Here is a 1,912-nt window from a genome sequence, read left to right on the forward strand (position 1 = left end):
TATGGCGCGACCTGCAAGGGTTTGCCCTGCACCGTCGCCAGGACCTGGCTCCAGCGCGCGAGGTGCGCGTTCATGGCTGTTCATCCAGGGTGCGCTCGACGCTACGATTGAGCAGGCCCAACCGCGAAGGCCGCGTGGCATCCAGCTCACCGCCGGCGCTGACCACACGGCAACCGCCGGGCAGCATCGAGGTGTCGGCATGCAAGGCCCACCCCGCCACGTCGAGCTGTTCGCCGAGGCTGTCCTGGACGCGCTGCAGATCCTGCGGGTTGAGCCACAGCTTGGGTTTGCCGGTGAGTTCCAGGTCACTGTCGAGCAGGCTTTTAACCAACACCAGCACCTGCTCCGGTTGGGCTGCCAGCGCATCGCCGGCCAATTGGCGGGCGGCCTCCAGCGCAATGCGCACCAACTGGTGGGCAATGTGCGTATCCATCGCCTTGAGCGCCTCGTCGAAGTGACGGCACAGCTCCAGCAGCGGTTGCAACGTCTGCTTCACCTGCTGCTGCAACTCCACTGCGGCGGCCTGGCGCCCTTCATTCAAACCCTGCGCATAGCCCTGCTCCACGCCCTGGGCATGGCCGACCTGCTGGGCTTCGGCGAGGGTCTTTTCACGCAGCACCTGCATCTCCAGCTTGCGCTGGAAGGCTTGCTTGCGCACGCGCTCGCGGTGGCTGCTCTGCGGGTCATCGCCGGGCGAGGCAGGGCTGCCCAATGGGTCCATCTGCCAGGGCTGCCAATCAGACATAAGTGTCATTACCGCGTGCGGTCACGATTTCGCCGCTGTCGGACAAGCGCCGCACCACCGCGAGGATGGTCTTCTGTTCGGTTTCGATCTGCGACATACGGATAGGGCCGCGCGCTTCCATGTCTTCGCGGAACAACTGCCCGGCACGCTGGGACATGTTCTGCAGGAAGCGCTCGAGCAACGCCGGCGGCGAGCCTTTGAGCGCGATCGCCAAAGAGTTGTGCTCCACCTGTTGCAGCAGGGTCTGGATGCCCCGGTCGTCGACGTCGATAAGGTTTTCGAACAGGAACATCTCGTCGAGGATCTTCTGCGCCAGGTCTTCGCTGTGCTCGCGCACCGTGCTGATGGCCAGTTCCTCGTGGGTGGAACTCATCAGGTTGAGGATCTCCGCCGCCGTCCTCACGCCGCCCATTTTGCTGCGCTTGAGGCTCTGGCCGTCGAGCATCACGCCGAGTACTTCGGTCAGTTCCTGCAATGCCACCGGCTGCACGCCACTGAAGGTGGCGATACGCAGGATGATGTCGTTGCGCAGGCGGTCGGGCAGCAATTGCAGGATGTCGGAGGCCTGGTGGCGCTCCAGGTGTACCAGGATGGTCGCGATGATTTGCGGGTGTTCGTCGCGGATCATTTCGGCCACCATCGACGCTTCCATCAGGTTCAGCTTGTCGATGCCGGAGCCGGTGTTGGTGCTTTCAAGGATGTCGTCGATCAGGCTGGCGGCACGCTCGCTGCCCAGGGCCTTGGTCAGCACCGCACGAATATGGTCGCTGGTCTGGATATTGATGGCCGCGTATTGGTCGGTCTCGTCCATGAATTCTTCGAGCACCTGGCGCATTTCTTCATGGGAGACCTGGCTCAGGCGCGCCATTTCCATGCTGATGGCTTCCACATCGCCGCTGGGCAGGAACTTGAACACTTCCGCCGCGCTGTCGGCATCCAGCGACAGCAGCAAAATCGCACTGCGGCGCGAGCCGTTCATTTTGCTAGTCATTTTTCTTCATCCATCCGCGCACGATCATGGCGACCAGCCGCGGGTCTTCGGCGGCAATCTGTTGCAGGCTCTGCATGTTCTGCTCGTACACCGCCGACTTGCGCGGCAGGGTGTGCGGCGTGTTGTCCTGGCCGGCGACCACCACGCTGGTGCCGGTGCTGGCCGGCACCAGCGCG

General features: G+C 63.4%; 2 protein-coding genes and 1 pseudogene. All 3 read right to left on the bottom strand.

Features of this window, described 5'->3' with window-relative positions:
* Positions 1–70 precede the first annotated feature (70 nt).
* A complete protein-coding gene (locus tag L9Z73_RS29910; protein ID WP_247408535.1) occupies positions 71–745 on the bottom strand; it encodes a flagellar assembly protein FliH in 675 nt (224 codons plus the stop codon).
* Positions 738–1,736 carry a flagellar motor switch protein FliG gene (gene fliG / locus L9Z73_RS29915; protein WP_247408537.1) on the bottom strand — a complete coding sequence of 333 codons (999 nt, stop codon included), beginning with the start codon at positions 1,734–1,736 and terminating at the stop codon, positions 738–740. The genes L9Z73_RS29910 and fliG overlap by 8 nt, the downstream gene beginning before the upstream one ends.
* Positions 1,729–1,912, bottom strand: a pseudogene (locus L9Z73_RS29920) (flagellar basal-body MS-ring/collar protein FliF); the annotation flags it as partial. The gene fliG and the pseudogene L9Z73_RS29920, both read right to left, overlap by 8 nt.

Origin of the sequence: Pseudomonas emilianonis (assembly GCF_023072625.1) — a bacterium.
GTDB classification, from domain to species: Bacteria; Pseudomonadota; Gammaproteobacteria; order Pseudomonadales; family Pseudomonadaceae; genus Aquipseudomonas; species Aquipseudomonas paraveronii.

What these genes read in the sequence shown, in the direction of transcription:
- fliG (WP_247408537.1), bottom strand. Translation starts at nt 1,736, where the DNA reads ATGACTAGCAAAATGAACGGCTCGCGCCGCAGTGCGATTTTGCTGCTG.
- L9Z73_RS29910 (WP_247408535.1), bottom strand. Translation starts at nt 745, where the DNA reads ATGTCTGATTGGCAGCCCTGGCAGATGGACCCATTGGGCAGCCCTGCC.